Annotated in this window: 15 protein-coding genes, 1 tRNA gene and 1 pseudogene; 7 read left to right on the top strand and 10 right to left on the bottom strand. The window is 71.6% G+C overall.

Annotated features, from left to right (window positions below):
- Positions 1 to 5: 5 nt before the first annotated feature.
- A complete protein-coding gene (nth, locus tag ACLIN4_RS18945; protein WP_411576038.1) occupies positions 6 to 1,076 on the bottom strand; it encodes an endonuclease III in 1,071 nt (356 codons plus the stop codon).
- Positions 1,077 to 1,445: 369 nt separating this feature from the next.
- Between nth and ACLIN4_RS18940 the strand changes: the two genes are divergently transcribed.
- Entirely contained in the window at positions 1,446 to 2,120 is a 675-nt protein-coding gene (locus tag ACLIN4_RS18940; protein ID WP_019329813.1) for a Crp/Fnr family transcriptional regulator, read from the top strand.
- 29 nt (positions 2,121 to 2,149) lie between these two features.
- Here ACLIN4_RS18940 and ACLIN4_RS18935 read toward each other — a convergent pair whose 3' ends face one another.
- The 5 genes from ACLIN4_RS18935 to ACLIN4_RS18915 all read right to left on the bottom strand — a co-directional run bounded on the left by ACLIN4_RS18935 (position 2,150) and on the right by ACLIN4_RS18915 (position 5,891).
- Complete coding sequence (locus tag ACLIN4_RS18935) at positions 2,150 to 2,992, bottom strand: MBL fold metallo-hydrolase (RefSeq protein ID WP_107476546.1); 843 nt, start codon at positions 2,990 to 2,992, stop codon at positions 2,150 to 2,152.
- The gene (locus ACLIN4_RS18930) at positions 2,989 to 3,957 is read right to left on the bottom strand and encodes an NUDIX hydrolase (protein WP_381943241.1); all 969 of its coding nucleotides are present in this window, start codon (positions 3,955 to 3,957) and stop codon (positions 2,989 to 2,991) included. Before ACLIN4_RS18930 ends, ACLIN4_RS18935 begins: the two co-directional genes overlap by 4 nt.
- Positions 3,958 to 4,015: 58 nt before the next feature.
- Positions 4,016 to 5,029: an alpha/beta fold hydrolase gene (locus ACLIN4_RS18925; protein ID WP_411576037.1), complete on the bottom strand. Its 1,014-nt coding sequence runs from the start codon at positions 5,027 to 5,029 to the stop codon at positions 4,016 to 4,018.
- Between the two features lie 236 nt (positions 5,030 to 5,265).
- Positions 5,266 to 5,733, bottom strand: a complete 468-nt coding sequence (locus ACLIN4_RS18920) for a RidA family protein (RefSeq protein ID WP_107476549.1) — start codon at positions 5,731 to 5,733, stop codon at positions 5,266 to 5,268.
- Entirely contained in the window at positions 5,730 to 5,891 is a 162-nt protein-coding gene (locus ACLIN4_RS18915; RefSeq protein ID WP_003975360.1) for a DUF4177 domain-containing protein, read from the bottom strand. The genes ACLIN4_RS18920 and ACLIN4_RS18915 overlap by 4 nt, the downstream gene beginning before the upstream one ends.
- A 106-nt stretch (positions 5,892 to 5,997) precedes the next feature.
- Between ACLIN4_RS18915 and ACLIN4_RS18910 the strand changes: the two genes are divergently transcribed.
- Positions 5,998 to 6,975, top strand: a complete 978-nt coding sequence (locus ACLIN4_RS18910) for an ArsA-related P-loop ATPase (protein WP_411576036.1) — start codon at positions 5,998 to 6,000, stop codon at positions 6,973 to 6,975.
- Entirely contained in the window at positions 6,972 to 8,348 is a 1,377-nt protein-coding gene (locus tag ACLIN4_RS18905; RefSeq protein WP_107476551.1) for an ArsA family ATPase, read from the top strand. The genes ACLIN4_RS18910 and ACLIN4_RS18905 overlap by 4 nt, the downstream gene beginning before the upstream one ends.
- Before the next feature lie 40 nt (positions 8,349 to 8,388).
- On the opposite strand, the gene wblA is transcribed toward ACLIN4_RS18905, so the two are convergent.
- Positions 8,389 to 8,727, bottom strand: a complete 339-nt coding sequence (wblA, locus tag ACLIN4_RS18900; RefSeq protein ID WP_019329806.1) for a transcriptional regulator WblA — start codon at positions 8,725 to 8,727, stop codon at positions 8,389 to 8,391.
- A gap of 460 nt (positions 8,728 to 9,187) precedes the next feature.
- Between wblA and ACLIN4_RS18895 the strand changes: the two genes are divergently transcribed.
- Complete coding sequence (locus tag ACLIN4_RS18895; RefSeq protein WP_100047869.1) at positions 9,188 to 11,485, top strand: transglycosylase domain-containing protein; 2,298 nt, start codon at positions 9,188 to 9,190, stop codon at positions 11,483 to 11,485.
- Between the two features lie 84 nt (positions 11,486 to 11,569).
- Here ACLIN4_RS18895 and ACLIN4_RS18890 read toward each other — a convergent pair whose 3' ends face one another.
- Positions 11,570 to 12,034: a GatB/YqeY domain-containing protein gene (locus tag ACLIN4_RS18890; protein ID WP_019329804.1), complete on the bottom strand. Its 465-nt coding sequence runs from the start codon at positions 12,032 to 12,034 to the stop codon at positions 11,570 to 11,572.
- 142 nt (positions 12,035 to 12,176) lie between these two features.
- Between ACLIN4_RS18890 and ACLIN4_RS18885 the strand changes: the two genes are divergently transcribed.
- The 3 genes and pseudogenes from ACLIN4_RS18885 (at position 12,177) to ACLIN4_RS18875 (ending at position 14,100) form a co-directional block, all read left to right on the top strand.
- The gene (locus ACLIN4_RS18885; RefSeq protein WP_100047868.1) at positions 12,177 to 13,103 is read left to right on the top strand and encodes a metallophosphoesterase; all 927 of its coding nucleotides are present in this window, start codon (positions 12,177 to 12,179) and stop codon (positions 13,101 to 13,103) included.
- 94 nt (positions 13,104 to 13,197) lie between these two features.
- Positions 13,198 to 13,993, top strand: a pseudogene (locus ACLIN4_RS18880) (Pr6Pr family membrane protein).
- Positions 13,994 to 14,026: 33 nt separating this feature from the next.
- A tRNA-Pro gene (locus ACLIN4_RS18875) sits at positions 14,027 to 14,100 on the top strand.
- 161 nt (positions 14,101 to 14,261) lie between these two features.
- Here ACLIN4_RS18875 and ACLIN4_RS18870 read toward each other — a convergent pair.
- Together ACLIN4_RS18870 and ACLIN4_RS18865 are read right to left on the bottom strand one after the other, a co-directional pair.
- Positions 14,262 to 14,531: a hypothetical protein gene (locus tag ACLIN4_RS18870; protein WP_307652397.1), complete on the bottom strand. Its 270-nt coding sequence runs from the start codon at positions 14,529 to 14,531 to the stop codon at positions 14,262 to 14,264.
- Between the two features lie 30 nt (positions 14,532 to 14,561).
- A complete protein-coding gene (locus tag ACLIN4_RS18865; protein WP_107476565.1) occupies positions 14,562 to 15,116 on the bottom strand; it encodes a hypothetical protein in 555 nt (184 codons plus the stop codon).
- Positions 15,117 to 15,136: the final 20 nt, after the last annotated feature.

Genomic DNA, 15,136 nt, shown 5'->3' with positions numbered 1-15,136 from the left:
TTCCGTCATCCGGCCCCCAGCGGCGGCGCCGGTTTCCCGCCCGCGTCCAGGTAGGCCCGCGGGGGCTTCAGACGCTGGCCGGGGAGGCCGCCCTTCTCGTACTTCAGGAGCTTCTTCGCCTTCTCGGGGTCCGTCTCGCCCTCGCCGTACGCCGGGCAGAGCGGGGCGATGGGACAGGCGCCGCAGGCGGGCTTGCGGGCGTGGCAGATCCGGCGGCCGTGCCAGATCACGTGGTGGGAGAGGTCGGTCCAGTCACTCTTCGGGAAGAGCGCGCCGACGGCGGCCTCGATCTTGTCCGGGTCGGTCTCGGCGGTCCACTGCCAGCGCCGCACCAGACGCTGGAAGTGCGTGTCCACGGTGATGCCGGGGCGGCCGAAGGCGTTGCCGAGCACGACGAACGCGGTCTTGCGGCCGACGCCGGGCAGCTTGACGAGGTCCTCGAGGCGGCCGGGGACCTCGCCGCCGAAGTCCTCCGCCAGGGCCTTGGACAGCCCTATGACCGACTTGGTCTTGGCCCGGAAGAAGCCGGTGGGACGGAGGATCTCCTCGACCTCCTCGGGGACGGCCGCGGCCAGGTCCTCGGGGGTCGGGTACTTCGCGAAGAGCGCGGGCGTCGTCTGGTTGACCCGCAGGTCGGTGGTCTGGGCGGACAGCACCGTGGCCACGACCAGCTGGAACGGGTTCTCGAAGTCCAGCTCCGGGTGGGCGTACGGGTAGACCTCGGCGAGCTCGCGGTCGATGCGGCGGGCTCGGCGGACCAGCGCGGTGCGGGACTCCTCGCGCACCGGCTTCGCGGTGACGGTCTTCACCGGGGCGACGCCCTTGACCGCGGCGGTGGCCTTCTTGGGGGCGACGGGGGGCTTCTTGGCGGGGGCGGTCCGCTTGGCGAGGGGGGTCCGCTCGGCGGGGGCCGCCTTCTTCGCCGGGGTGGTCTTCTTCGTGGCGGACGTCGTCTTCTTCGTGGCGGACGTCGTCTTCTTCGTGGCCGCCGCCGTCTTCTTCACCGGGGCCGTCGTCTTCGCGGCGGACGCAGTCTTCTTCGTGGGCGTCGGCTTCTTCTCCGCGCTCTTCTTCACGGCACCCTTCTCCGCGGTCACCCTCTTGGCAGGCGCCGCCCTCTTCGTCGCTTTCGCCGTTTCCCTACCGCCATCGGAGCCCTGTTCGCCCACAGCGGAATCGCGCCGTACACCCACCCGCGCAGCCCCCTCGGCCTGTGCTCTCACCGGCGATTTGGACACCCGGCCAGCCTACGGCCCGGCACCGACATCCGCCCCGGACCTCGAAGATCGGCGTCCAATTGGACCCCTGCCGCGTACCCCGGGACACCAGTGCGGCATCCTTGTGACAGATCACACTGTTTGGACTGTCCGGCAAAATGGGCACCACGGACCCCTGGTACACCGGGGGAACAAGATCCTCTGAGCCGGTCGACAAGGAGAGAACTCGTGGACGACGTTCTGCGGCGCAACCCGCTCTTCGCGGCGCTCGACGACGAGCAATCCGCGGAGCTCCGCGCCTCCATGAGTGAGGTGACCCTCGCCCGCGGCGACTCGCTGTTCCACGAAGGCGACCCCGGAGACCGCCTCTACGTGGTCACGGAAGGCAAGGTCAAGCTCCACCGCACGTCCCCCGACGGCCGCGAGAACATGCTGGCCGTCGTCGGCCCCAGCGAGCTGATCGGCGAGCTGTCGCTCTTCGACCCGGGCCCGCGCACGGCGACCGCCACCGCGCTGACCGAGGTGAAGCTGCTCGCCCTCGGCCACGGCGACCTCCAGCCCTGGCTGAACGTCCGCCCCGAGGTGGCCACGGCGCTGCTGCGGGCCGTCGCGCGCCGCCTGCGCAAGACCAACGACGCCATGTCGGACCTGGTCTTCTCGGACGTCCCCGGACGCGTCGCCCGCGCCCTGCTGGACCTGTCCCGCCGCTTCGGCGTGCAGTCCGAGGAGGGCATCCACGTCGTGCACGACCTGACGCAGGAGGAGCTGGCCCAGCTGGTCGGCGCGTCCCGCGAGACGGTCAACAAGGCGCTCGCGGACTTCGCCCAGCGCGGCTGGCTCCGCCTGGAGGCCCGCGCGGTGATCCTGCTGGACGTGGAGCGGCTGGCCAAGCGCTCCCGCTGAGCGCCCGGCCCCTGCTCGGACAGCGGTCCCTACTCGGGAAGCCGGACGATCCCGTGCTCGCCCAGGTACTCCAGCTGCGCCCGCACCGACAGCTCCGCCGCCGGCCACAGTGAGCGGTCGACGTCCGCGTACACGTGGGCGACGACCTCCGCCGGCGTCCGGTAGCCGTCCTCCACGGCCGTCTCGACCTGGGCGAGGCGGTGGGCGCGATGGGCGAGGTAGTACTCCACGGCGCCCTGCGCGTCGTCCAGGACGGGCCCGTGCCCCGGGAGCACCGTGTGCACCCCGTCGTCGGCCGTGAGCGACCTGAGCCTGCGCAGCGAGTCCAGGTAGTCGCCGAGCCGCCCGTCGGGATGGGCCACCACCGTCGTACCGCGCCCCAGGACGGTGTCGCCCGTCAGCACGGCCCGGTCGGCCGGGAGATGGAAGCACAGGGAGTCCGCCGTGTGCCCGGGGGTCGGTACGACCCTCAGCTCCAGGCCGCCGACCGCGATCACGTCACCGGCCTCCAGCCCCTCGTCGCCCAGCCGCAGCGCCGGGTCGAGGGCCCGTACGTTCGTCCGCGTCAGCTCGGCGAAGCGCGCGGCGCCCTCCGCGTGGTCCGGGTGACCGTGTGTCAGCAGGGTGAGGGCGACGCGCCTGCCCGCCCGCTCGGCCGTGTCGATCACGTGCCGCAGGTGGGTGTCGTCCAGCGGGCCCGGGTCGACCACCACGGCCAGGTCGGAGTCGGGCTCGGCGAGAATCCAGGTGTTCGTGCCGTCCAGGGTCATCGCGGAGGCGTTGGGCGCGAGGACGTTCACCGCGCGCGCGGTGGCGGGCCCCGAGAGGACACCGCCCCTCGGCTGGCCCGGCAGTGCTGCTGCGTCCGTCATGCGGGGGCTCCCGGGGTCGGGTCGGAAGGTGTCGCCGGCGACGCCGGTGCCGTGTGCGACGGCGTGTTGGGGACGTGCTTGGTGAACTCGTCGTGCCCCGGCCAGGAGAGCACGATCTCCCCGCCGTCCAGCCGGGCCCTCGCCAGTACGGGCGTCATGTCGCGGCCCGGGGCCGACGCGAGCGCCTCGGCCGCCGTACCGCACTCCGCCAGACCGCGCAGGGTCGCGACGGTCGGCGGCATCATCAGCAGTTCGCCCTTGTCGTACCCGGCCACCGCGTCGGCCGGGGTGATCCACACCGTGCGGTCGGCCTCCGTGGAGGCGTTGCGGGTGCGCTGGCCCTCGGGGAGGGCGGCCACGAAGAACCAGGTGTCGTAACGGCGGGACTCGAACTCCGGGGTGATCCAGCGCGCCCAGGCGCCCAGCAGGTCCGAGCGCAGGACGAGCCCTCGGCGGTCCAGGAACTCCGCGAACGACAGCTCACGGGCGACCAGGGCGACCCGGTCCGCCTCCCAGTCGGCGCCCGTCGTGTCGCCGACCACCGAGTCGCCGGTCGGGCCGGCCAGCAGCACCCCGGCCTCCTCGTACGTCTCCCGGACGGCCGCGCAGACGATCGCCTGGGCGCCCGCCTCGTCGACGCCGAGCCGGTCCGCCCACCACGCGCGCGTGGGGCCCGCCCAGCCGATGTCACGGTCGTCGTCGCGCGGGTCGACGCCACCGCCCGGATAGGCGTACGCGCCCCCGGCGAACGCCATGGAGGTGCGGCGGCGCAGCATGTGGACGGCGGGACCGTCACCGGTGTCCTTCAGGAGCATGACGGTGGCCGCGCGCTTCGGGGTGACCGGCGTGAGGGTGCCGGCCGCCAGCGCGCGGATGCGGTCCGGCCACTCCGGTGGGTACCACTGGCCGTTCGCCCGGCCACTCGCCGAATCACCCGTCCGGTCACTCGCCCGATCGTTCGCCATGGCCGGAGGCTATCCGGTGACGGGCGGATGTTCGAGTGGCCCCCGGGGCCGGCGGGCGTCAGCCGGGGAGGGCGGCGAGCCACTCGGTGAGCAGCCGGTTCGTCTCCTCGGGGCGCTCCTGCTGGAGCCAGTGGCCGCAGCCTTCGATCAGGTGCGAGGCGGTCAGGCCGGGCAGGGTGACGGGGTACGCGTCGATCGCGTCGGACAGCCAGGTGGTCGAGGCGTCGAGGCCGCCGCCCAGGAAGAGGGACGGCTGGGTGATCGGGGCGCCCCGGTGGTCGGCCAGGTCGGCCCAGTCGCGGTCCATGTTGCGGTAGCGGTTGAGGGCGCCTGTGAGGCCGGTGCGCTCGAACTCACCCGCGTAGACGTCCAGGTCCTGCTCGGTCAGCCAGGAGGGCAGCCGGCCGTCGGCCGGGAAGCGGTCGCGCAGCCTGCCGCCGGGGGCGACGAAGTGCGGGTCGGGTGCCTCCGGTGCGGGAATCGTGTCGGCGGACAGGGCGGCGTAGAAGCCGGCGAGCCAGCCGCGGACGTCCGGCTCGATCTCCGCCTCGGCCCGGCCTGGCTCCTGGAAGTACGAGACGTAGAACTCCTGCCCGGCGAACGGCCCGGCGGGGTCGCTCATACCGGCGAACACCTCGCTCGGCCTCGGGCCGCCAGGCGGGGTGTACGGCACGCTCAGCAGGCCCACCGCGCGGAACACGTCCGGCCGCAGCAGCGCGGAGTGCGCGGCGACGGTCGCGCCCCAGTCGTGGCCGACGATCACGGCGGACCGCTCCCCGAGGGCCTCCACCACGGCGACGTTGTCCGCCACCAGGTCGAGCATCCGGTACGCCTCGACCGCGTCCGGCCGGGAGGAGCGTCCGTAGCCGCGTACGTCGACGGCGACGGCGCGGTATCCGGCGTCGGCCAGTGCGGGCAGCTGGCGGCGCCAGGAGTACCAGGACTCCGGGAAGCCGTGGACGAGCAGGACCAGCGGCCCGCTGCCCTGCTCCACCAGGTGGATGCGGCCGGCCGGCGAGGGCACCAGACGGTGGACGGGGCGGTGGCGGTCGGTCGCGGGCGTCTGCGGCATGGCTCCTCCTGGCACGAGCGGTCGGTCGGTGCGAGGCGGAGGCGGGACCGGCGTCGGACCGGTCCCGGCACCGCCTCGGGCACCGGGAGCGATCCTGCGGCGCCGCGCGCGGGGAGGCGAGGTTTGTTGCCGGGCCGGCAAAGCGAAGGTCCTGCGGGAGTGCCGAGCAGCCCGCACCCCCGCGCCCCGGGCAGCCGCCCCGGTCACCGGTCACCGGTCACCGGCGCGGTGGTGCCCTACGCCTCGGTCAGCTCCACCTGCACCTCGACCTCGACCGGCGCGTCCAGCGGCAGGACCGCGACGCCGACCGCGCTGCGGGCGTGGACGCCCTTGTCGCCCAGGACCTCGCCGAGGAGTTCGCTGGCGCCGTTGATCACGCCCGGCTGCCCGGTGAAGTCGGTCGCGGAGGCGACGAAGCCGACGACCTTCACCACGCGCGCGACGCGGTCCAGGTCACCGGCGACGGACTTGACGGCGGCCAGGGCGTTCAGCGCGCAGGTGCGGGCCAGCTCCTTGGCCTCCTCCGGCGTGACCTCGCCGCCCACCTTGCCGGTGACCGCGAGCTTGCCGTCGATCATCGGGAGCTGGCCGGAGGTGTACACGTACGGCCCGGACTGCACCGCCGGCTGGTAGGCGGCCAGCGGCGGGACGACCTCGGGCAGTGTCAGACCGAGCTCGGCCAGCTTGGCCTCGACGGCGCTCACGCCTGCTTCTCCCGCTTCAGGTAGGCCACGAGCTGCTCGGGGTTGTTCGGCCCGGGCACGACCTGGACGAGCTCCCAGCCGTCCTCGCCCCAGGTGTCCAGAATCTGCTTCGTGGCGTGGACGAGCAGCGGCACGGTTGCGTATTCCCACTTGGTCATGTGGCCGACTCTAGCCGTTGCCCGGAGCCCCTCCGGCGGCCGACCGGGACGACGTTGTCCACAGCCTCCGGAGTACTCGGCGCGCGGACTGGTTACGCTCGAATACGTGAGCAGGCTCCAGGTCGTCAGTGGCAAGGGCGGAACCGGCAAGACCACGGTGGCCGCGGCCCTCGCGCTGGCCCTGGCCACCGCGGGGAAGCGCGCGCTTCTCGTCGAGGTCGAGGGTCGCCAGGGCATCGCGCAGCTCTTCGAAACGGAGGCGCTGCCTTATGAGGAGCGGAAGATCGCCGTCGCTCCCGGGGGCGGGGAGGTGTACGCCCTGGCCATCGACCCCGAACTGGCGCTTCTGGACTACCTCCAGATGTTCTACAAACTGGGCAGCGCCGGACGGGCGCTCAAGAAGCTCGGGGCGATCGACTTCGCGACCACCATCGCGCCCGGGGTCAGGGACGTCCTGCTGACCGGCAAGGCGTGCGAGGCGGTGCGGCGCAAGGACAGAAGCGGGCGGTTCGCGTACGACTACGTGGTCATGGACGCCCCGCCGACCGGCCGCATCACGCGCTTCCTCAACGTCAACGACGAGGTGGCCGGCCTCGCGAAGGTCGGCCCGATACACAATCAGGCGCAGGCGGTGATGCGGGTGCTGAAATCGCGGGAGACCGCCGTGCACCTGGTGACGCTGCTGGAGGAGATGCCGGTCCAGGAGACCGCGGACGGCATCGCCGAGCTGCGGGCGGCACGGCTCCCGGTGGGGCGTGTCATCGTCAACATGGTCCGGCCCGCGGTGCTGGACGCCGCCGAGCTGGAACTCGTGCGCGGCACACCGCGTACGGCACTCGCCCGCTCCCTGTCCGGGGCGGGCCTCGGCGGGGCACGGCGCGGCGGGCACGCCGAGCGGCTGGTGGACCCGCTGCTGGCGCAGGCGGAGGAGTACGCCGAACGGTACGCGCTGGAGGAGGAGCAGCGGGCCGTCCTGACCGATCTCGGCCTGCCGCTGCACGAACTGCCGTTGCTCGCCGAGGGCATGGACCTGGCGGGCCTTTACGAACTGGCCACCGAGCTGCGGAAGCAGGGGATCGCATGAGCCCGAGCCCGGACCCGGCCGCCCGTCACCAGGAGGGCGCGCGGCACCTGGCCCCCGCGCGGGTGCTCGACGTCGACCCGCTGCTGGAGGACCCGAAGACCCGCATCGTGGTGTGCTGTGGCTCCGGCGGGGTCGGCAAGACGACCACGGCGGCGGCTCTGGGCCTGCGCGCGGCCGAGCGCGGCCGGAAGGTGGTCGTCCTCACCATCGACCCGGCCCGGCGGCTCGCCCAGTCCATGGGCATCGACTCGCTGGACAACACCCCGCGCCGGGTCAAGGGCGTCGACGACTCGGCGGGCGGTGAGCTGCACGCCATGATGCTCGACATGAAGCGCACCTTCGACGAGATCGTCGAGGCGCACGCGGATCCCGACCGGGCGGCGGCGATCCTGGGCAACCCCTTCTACCAGTCGCTCTCGGCGGGCTTCGCGGGCACGCAGGAGTACATGGCGATGGAGAAGCTGGGGCAGCTCCGGGCGCGGGACGACTGGGACCTCATCGTCGTGGACACACCGCCGTCCCGCTCGGCGCTGGACTTCCTGGACGCCCCCAAGCGTCTCGGTTCCTTCCTGGACGGCAAGCTGATCCGCGTCCTGCTGGCCCCGGCGAAGGTCGGCGGCCGGGCGGGCATGAAGTTCCTGAACGTCGGGATGTCGATGATGACCGGCGTCCTGGGGAAGGTGCTGGGCGGCCAGTTCCTGAAGGACGTGCAGACCTTCGTGGCCGCGATGGACTCGATGTTCGGCGGTTTCCGTACGCGCGCGGACGCCACGTACAAGCTGCTCCAGGCGCCCGGGACGGCGTTCCTGGTGGTCGCGGCCCCGGAGCGGGACGCGCTGCGCGAGGCCGCGTACTTCGTGGAGCGGCTGGCCGCCGAGGACATGCCGCTCGCGGGTCTGGTGCTGAACCGGGTCCACGGCAGCGGCGCCGAACGGCTGTCGGCCGAGCGGGCGCTCGCCGCCGCGGAAAATCTTGAGGATCCCCGCATTGTGGATCAGGACGACGGGAAAGCTGGAGTTCGTAACTCCCCCGACACGCAAGACAGTTCAGACTCTCCCGAGCCCACCGCGCAGCCCTCCTCCGAGTCCGCTCCCGAGAACCCCGAGGCTCCCGAAGCCGCCGACCCCGTGGAGGACACACCGGAGCGGTCCGTCGACCGGCTCACCGCGGGCCTGCTGAGGCTGCACGCGGAGCGCATGCACCTGCTCGCCCGCGAGCAGCGCACACGTGACCGCTTCACCGCACGTCATCCCGAGGTGGCGGTCACCGAAGTGGCCGCACTGCCCGGTGACGTGCACGACCTCGCGGGGCTGCGGGACATCGGGGTCCGTCTCGCGACGGGCCGGCCGGAGCTGCCCGAGCCGGGCGCCTGAGCCGGCCTGGGCGCCCGTGGCCGGGGCGCTTCGGGCCCGCTCAGCCCACGGCCGCGTAGTTCTCGTAGACCTCTTCGTCGTCGAGGGGCACGATGCCCGCCCCTCGTTCGTACTCCGTCCGCGCCGTCTCCAGGAGTCGGCGCCAGGAGGTCACGGTGGGCCGCCGGCGCAGCAGTGCGCGGCGTTCCCGTTCCGTCATGCCTCCCCACACGCCGAACTCGACGCGGTTGTCGAGCGCGTCGGCCAGGCACTCGGTCCGCACCGGACATCCGGTGCACACCGCCTTGGCCCTGTTCTGCGCTGCTCCTTGAACGAACAGTTCGTCCGGATCGGTAGTGCGGCAGGCGGCCTGCGCACTCCAGTCGGTTACCCAGCCCATACCGGCGCCGTCCTCTCCCGAATCGAGGCTCCCCCACGGCGGCAGCGGCATATTCACCGCCGCCAGTTGAGGACGTTACGGAAGGTGGGCACAGCGCAACACCCCCTTCGGGCCCAATCTTGAATGGCCCGAACGGACTATGCGTAAGCGGCAGATCACCCGGGGGAGTGAGCTGGCGACATGCGTGATTATCCCGGCAAACGGGTCATTCCTGTTGCGCCACAACGGACACCGATTGACACACAAGGCGGATTCGGACACGCACCCCCCACGCCGTGAAGCACGCCGGTACACACCAACGCGCCCCCCAACGGGGCCCCTCAGAAAAAAGTCGAGCGGATCCGGAACGATTCGGGGACACCGGACGTATTGATACGTGGCCTCACTGCTGTGACAGTTGAGTGCAGCTTAGGCCAAGGCATATACGCGTGTCCGGCGAATGAGAACGTAGGCTGCCTCCATGCCAAAGAAGCGCTCGGGCGGTGGTCTGTCACCCACGCAGCAGGCCGCCAAGTTCCTCGGTGTCAGTGTCCTCGCGGGAGCAGTGCTGGCCGGCATCGCGTTGCCCGCCGTGGGCGCGCTGGGGCTGGCGGCCAAGGGGTCGGTGGAGAGTTTCGACGCACTCCCGGCCAACCTGAAGACTCCCCCGCTCAGCCAGCGCACCTCGATCCTCGACGCCGAGGGCGGCACCATCGCCACGGTCTACTCGCGCGACCGCACGGTGGTCCCCCTCAAGGAGATCTCGCCGTACATGCAGAAGGCGATCGTCGCGATCGAGGACTCGCGCTTCTACGAGCACGGCGCGGTCGACCTGAAGGGCGTCCTGCGCGCGCTCAACAAGAACGCGCGCAGCGGCGAGGTCTCCGAGGGCGCGTCCACGCTCACGCAGCAGTACGTCAAGAACGTCTTCGTGGAGGAGGCCGGCGACGACCCGACGAAGGTCGCGCAGGCCACCCAGCAGACCATCGGCCGCAAGATCCGCGAGCTGAAGCTCGCCATCCAGGTCGAGGAGGAGCTGGGCAAGAAGAAGATCCTCGAGAACTACCTGAACATCACCTTCTTCGGCCAGCAGGCGTACGGTGTCGAGGCCGCCTCCCAGCGCTACTTCTCCAAGTCCGCCAAGGACCTCGAGGTCCAGGAAGCCGCCCTCCTCGCCGGCATCGTCCAGTCGCCCAGCCGGTACGACCCGGTCAACGACGAGGCGGAGGCCACCAAGCGGCGCAACGTCGTGCTGCAGCGCATGGCCGAGGTCGGCGACATCTCCCAGGCGGAGGCCGACAAGGCGAAGGCCGCGCCCCTCGGGCTGAAGGTCAGCCGGCCCAAGAACGGGTGCATCACCGCCGTCAAGGGCGCGGGATTCTTCTGTGACTACGTGCGCGAGGTGTTCCTGAGCGACCCGGTCTTCGGCAAGACCAAGGAGGACCGGGCCAAGATCTGGAACCAGGGCGGCCTGACGATCCGCACCACCCTCGACCCGCAGGCCCAGGAGTCGGTCCAGCAGTCGATCAAGGACCACGTCTACACGAGCGACGAGGTGGCGACCGCGGCGACCATCGTCGAGCCCGGGACCGGGAAGATCGTGGGGATGGGCCAGTCGCGCCCGTACGGCGTCGACATCAAGCAGGGCGAGACGACGCTCAACCTGTCGGTCGACAACGACATGGGCGGCGGCGCCGGCTACCAGCCCGGCTCGACGTTCAAACCGATCGTGGCCGCCGCCGCCCTCGAGGGCGGCACCCCGCCGACGCAGTCGTACTCCTCGCCGTACGAGATGGAGTACCCGAGCCCGGTCGCGGCCTGCGGCGGCAAGAACTGGGTGAACAACGAGGGCGCCAAGCTCGCCAACGAGAACGAGACCGAGGTCGGCCCCTACGACATGAAGGAGGCGACCGCCCTCTCGGTCAACACGTACTACGTGCAGCTGATCAGCGACATCGGCATCTGCCCGGTGACGCAGATGGCGGACAAGATGGGCGTCGAGCGGGCCAACGGCAACAAGCTGGAGCAGACCCCGTCCATCGCCCTCGGCGTCACCGAGGTCTCCCCGCTGACCATGGCGAGCGCGTACGCGACCTTCGCCTCGCGCGGCATGTACTGCACGCCGGTCGCCATCGAGTCCATCACCCAGCGGATCGGCAACAAGAGCAAGTCGCTCGAGGTCCCGAAGTCCACCTGCTCGCGGGCCATGTCGGAGACCACCGCCGACTCCATCAGCACGCTCCTCAAGGGCGTCGTCGAGGACGGTACGGGCACGGAGGCCGGCCTCGACAGCCGTCCCAGCGCGGGCAAGACCGGTACGACCGACGAGCGCTTCGCGGCCTGGTTCGTGGGGTACACGCCGAACCTGGCCGGCGCCGTGTGGGTCGGTGACCCGAAGCACGAGCGGAAGATGGTCGACATCACCATCGGCGGTGTGCCGCACGCCAAGGTCTTCGGTGGCGCGGTCCCCGGCCCGATCTGGCGGGACATGATGTCGGGTGCGCTGGAGGGCAAGCCCGTGGACCAGTTCAACCTGGTGGACATCCCGGACTCCGCCGACAAGGACAAGGACAAGGACAAGGGCCGCGGCAACGACGACGGCAACCGGGACGACGGCGGGAACGGCGACGACGGCGGTGACGAGGGCGGCGGCCCCGGCGGCGTCATCGGCGGCCTGATCGACGGCGGCACGGGCAACGGCGGCAACGACGGCGGCTGGGGCAACTTCATCCAGGGCCAGGGCAACGGCGGGAACGGCATCGGCGGGCGGCGCGACTAGACAAGCCCTTCCCTGTATGCCGGAAGGCCGGTGGCCCCACCTCTCGGGGGGCCACCGGCCTTCGCCTTGCTCAGGAGGGTGGGATCAGCCCGCCAGCAGCTTCTTGACCGCGGCGGCGACCCGGCCGCCCTCGGCCTGCCCGGCCACCTTCGGGTTCACGATCTTCATGACGGCGCCCATGGCCCGCGGCCCCTCGGCGCCCGCCGCCTTGGCCTCCTCGACGGCCTGCGCGACGATCGCGTTCAGCTCGTCGTCGGAGAGCTGCTTGGGCAGGTAGGCGGCGAGCACCTCGCCCTCCGCCTTCTCCCGCTCGGCGCTCTCGGCGCGACCGCCCTGGGCGAAGGCCTCGGCGGCCTCGCGGCGCTTCTTCGCCTCGCGGGTGATCACCTTCTGCACCTCGTCGTCGGAGAGCTCCCGCTTCTCCTTCCCCGCGACCTCCTCCTTGGTGATCGCGGCGAGCGTCAGCCGGAGCGTCGAGGAGCGGAGCTCGTCGCGCTCCTTGATCGCGGCGTTGAGGTCGTCCTGCAGCTTCGACTTGAGCGTGGTCATGGGATTGATTGTCGCAGGTGCGCCCGGCCGGACGCCCGCCGATTTACGGGCCGGCGGTGAACCAGGGGGGAGCGACGGGCGGGCCGAGGAGCGGACCGACGCGCCGCCGCCGAAGGCCACCGCTTCTGACACGATGGGACCCATGCGCGCGCGATACGGAGTACCCCTGGGAATCACGGCGGTTGGCGCCGCCGGACTGGTCTACGCGGCGGGATTCGAAGCCCGTTCCTTCCGCCTGCGACGGGTGACGATCCCCGTCCTGCCCTCCGGGATGCGCCCCCTGCGCGTGCTCCAGGTCTCCGACATCCACATGGTCGGCGGCCAGCGCAAGAAGCAGCGCTGGCTGCGCTCCCTGGCGGGTCTGCGTCCCGACTTCGTGATCAACACCGGCGACAACCTCTCCGACCCGGACGGCGTCCCGGAGGTACTGGACGCCCTCGGGCCCCTGATGGAGTTCCCCGGCGCCTACGTCTTCGGCTCCAACGACTACTACGGCCCCAAGCTGCGCAATCCCGCCCGCTACCTGATCGAGAAGGCCCAGGGCCGCCACGGCCTGAACGGCAACGCGCCCGCCGTCGGCGCCGTCCACAACCCGTGGGAGGACCTCCGCGACGGCTTCGACGCCGCCGGCTGGCAGAACCTCACGAACACGCGCGGCACGCTCAAGGTCGAGGGCGTGTCCGTCGAGCTGACGGGACTGGACGACCCGCACATCAAGCGCGACCGGTACGCGGAGGTGGCCGGCGGCCCGTCCGGCACGGCCGACTTCTCGATGGGCGTGGTCCACGCCCCCTACCTGCGCGTCCTGGACTCGTACACGGCGGACGGCTACCCCCTGGTCCTGGCCGGCCACACCCACGGCGGCCAGCTGTGCATCCCCTTCTACGGCGCCCTGGTCACCAACTGCGACCTGGACACGGACCGCGTGAAGGGCCTGTCCACGCACACGGCCGAGGGCCGTACCGCCTACCTCCACGTCTCGGCGGGCTGCGGCACCAACCGCTACACCCCGGTCCGCTTCGCCTGCCCCCCGGAGGCGACGCTGCTGACGCTGGTGGGGCGGGAGTGACGAGGGACACCCTCGCGGCGGGCGGGCCGGTGGCGGTAACCCACACGGCCCACCCCGCATAGCCCGGTATGTCCGGTCTGTCTAGCTTGAGGCCATGACAGCGCCGATACCTCCCATCCCCAGGGACATCCCGGACCTCCCCGCGGTCCCTGGCCCGCCCGCCCTGCTCCCCTCCCCCGTCCCGGCGAGCGCCGTGATCACCCCGGTACGCCGCCCGCTGGTCGCCGCCTTCCGCCTCCTGACGGCGCTGCTGGCCCTGACGGGCGTCACACTCGCACTGGCGACGGGAGGCCCGGCCACCCGGACGATCAGCCACTTCACACTCCAGAGCAGCGTCCTGCTCGCCCTGGTCACGCTCGCCTCCGCCCGCCGCGCCTGGTCCGCCCGCCGCCCCCTGCCGGGCGCCCTCACCGGCGCGGCCCTGCTCTACGTCGTCGCCGCCGGCCTCGTGCACCACCTGCTCCTGACCAACGCGTCGAGCCCCTTCGCGACCGACGCCGCGGCCGCGGGCACCGGCTGGCAAGCAGCCGCGACGCACATCCTGAACACGGCCGTCCCCGCCGCCGCGGCCCTGGACTGGCTGCTCCTCACCACCCCCGGCCGCCTCCACCTGCGCCAGGCCGCCGCGTGGCTGCTCTACCCCCTCGCCTACCTGACCTTCTCCCTGGCCCGCGGCGAACTCCTCCTCCCCGGCACCCAGGACCGCTACCTCTACCCCTTCCTCGACGTGGACGAGCACGGCTACAAGGGCGTCCTCGGCAACGCCCTCCTCCTGGGCCTCTCCCTCTACGCCCTGGGCGTCCTCCTCGCGGCCCTGGACCGCATCCGCCCGAACCCGCTGCGCCGCCGCTGGTAGAACCGGATTTCGTCTCCGGCTCCGGGTGGGCTAAAGTAAACGACGTCGCCGCGAGAGCGGCGACGATCGGGGTGTGGCGCAGCTTGGTAGCGCGCTTCGTTCGGGACGAAGAGGTCGTGGGTTCAAATCCCGCCACCCCGACAGTGAAGCACCAGGTCAGGGGCCTGATCCGCTTAGCGGGTCGGGCCCCTGGATCGTTTCCTGGAGATCCGCACTGGCTTCCAACGTTCGACCGGTCCTGTCGGTTTTCGACGTCCCCGCGCAGCCGTCTCAGCGGAGAGCGGAGTCGGCCATCGGCCGGATCAGGCGGCAGACCGGGCCGATACTGGGGCGACGCCCAGCATGCCCGTCAGCAGGACAGGAGCCGTTGCCAGGGTGCCCGGCCCCGCGCCGGCCAGCCGGGGAACGGTATTGGCGACGACCACCCCGTACAGCGCCAGGCCCGCTGCACCGAGCAGGCGTACGGGCCCGCGGTGACGCAGCCACGGAAGCGTCCGGCCACGGCACTGGGCTACCGCGAATGGCAACCACAGCGTGGTGAAGCCCGTCAGGGATCCCCAGTTCACGTACAAGCCCACAACTATCCTCCGGGTGCGGATGGCTCAGCGGTGGATCCACTCCGCTGCGGCGAACAAGGCGACCGCCAGTGGCAGTGCCCGAGAAGCGAACGCCGAGCCGGTCGCGGCCCGCCCTGCCCGGGCCTGCGGACGCAGATCGGCGTTCCGGGCCATCCCGGTCAGCCTCTGCGCGGCTCGGCATCCGGCTCCTCGACGTCCCATCAGCCTGTCGGCCCATGACGGCAGGAACAGGCCCGCCAGCGGAATCTCCATCGCTCCCACGAACTCGAGCAGCCCGTCGCGCCGCAGTTCCACTCGTCCGATCTCCGACCACGGCAGGAACGTCACGGTCCACATCCTGCGGAGGTGCACCCCGTCCCGGTCAGCGGTGAGGCGCCACAGTCCCACTCGGCAACACAGCCAACCGGCCACCAGCGACGTCCACGCTGCGAAGAACACTGCGCCGGGCCGCGGGTCGGCCAGCGTCCCTCCGGCGGGACGATCGACGAACGCCAGGAACAACAGGCATGATCCCGCAGCCGCCACGCGGGCCGGCCATCCCGCCCGCCACACCTGCGGCTCCGTGTATCTCCCGGTCATCTCGGCCTCCGTCCTAGGAA

This window comes from Streptomyces mutabilis, assembly GCF_046628145.1.
GTDB classification, from domain to species: domain Bacteria; phylum Actinomycetota; class Actinomycetes; order Streptomycetales; family Streptomycetaceae; genus Streptomyces; species Streptomyces mutabilis.
Note: the sequence above shows the minus strand (reverse complement) of the source record. Positions and strands in the feature narration are given on the sequence as shown.